The sequence below is a fragment of the Mesobacillus subterraneus genome, from assembly GCF_000934845.1.
GTDB lineage: Bacteria > Bacillota > Bacilli > Bacillales > Cytobacillaceae > Mesobacillus > Mesobacillus stamsii.
In genome coordinates this window covers 1-876 of record NZ_JXIQ01000056.1, presented here as the reverse complement: position 1 = coordinate 876, position 876 = coordinate 1, and the positions used below count along the sequence as shown (strand labels likewise).

Here is an 876-nt window from a genome sequence, read left to right as displayed (position 1 = left end):
TGACTTCATGGGTCGGACCGAAGCGACTCGAGGGGCTAGGCGCTGGAGTTAGACCATTCTCGAAGTGAATTTTATGCTTTCTTATCTTGTAAAAAAAAGAGTGTCACAAAAGTATAACCTTTGAGCACCCTCTTTATTTTTACTTACCAAAATAGTCCATCGATTTCCGTTCCAGGCGCTTCGGTCGTCGTTAAAGCTCCTCGTCCGTGTTGGCTTTTACGGGGTCTCATCTATCGGCTGTCTTCGCGTCTTCTACTCCATTCGAGTCAAGTTTAAAGATAAAATAAAAGAGGCGACTCTCAGGTTGGATTTATTCAACCTTTTGAGTCAGCCTCTTTTTTTGAGATTAAATATGCTGTTGAATACGTCCTACTAATGCTTCTTTCGGCTGGTAACCGATAATTTTATCAACCGGTTGTCCATCTTTGAGCATAAGTAATGTTGGGATGCTCATGATGCCGTACTTTGCTGCTGTTTCCTGGTTGTCATCCACATCAAGCTTCACAATTTTCACCTTGTCACTCATTTCTGCGTCTATCTGTTCAAGCACAGGCGCGATCATCTTACAAGGGCCGCACCATGGTGCCCAAAAATCAACAAGCACTATACCTGATCCTATTTCGTTAGCAAAAGTTGCGTCAGTAGCATGTGTAATAGCCATTTAAATGCCTCCTAAAATATTTCTAAATAATATCGTTAGTATATCATTGTCTATCCATTGATGCTATTTATCTGCTCCGGGTATAATATACCCCCTTTAAATGTGAATATTCCTAGAAAAGCGCAAGCGCCTTGGTCAGCCCCGACAAGCGCTGCACGCCTAGAACGCCACGTCCTGTGGCTGGCGGGTCTAACACCGCTGTTTCCTCTTTTCAC

1 protein-coding gene is annotated in these 876 nt (G+C 43.4%); it reads right to left on the bottom strand.

Translation table 11 applies throughout. The features are described from left to right. Positions 1-346: 346 nt before the first annotated feature. A complete protein-coding gene (trxA, locus tag UB32_RS07305; RefSeq protein WP_044392466.1) occupies positions 347-661 on the bottom strand; it encodes a thioredoxin in 315 nt (104 codons plus the stop codon). Between the last annotated feature and the right edge of the window lie 215 nt (positions 662-876).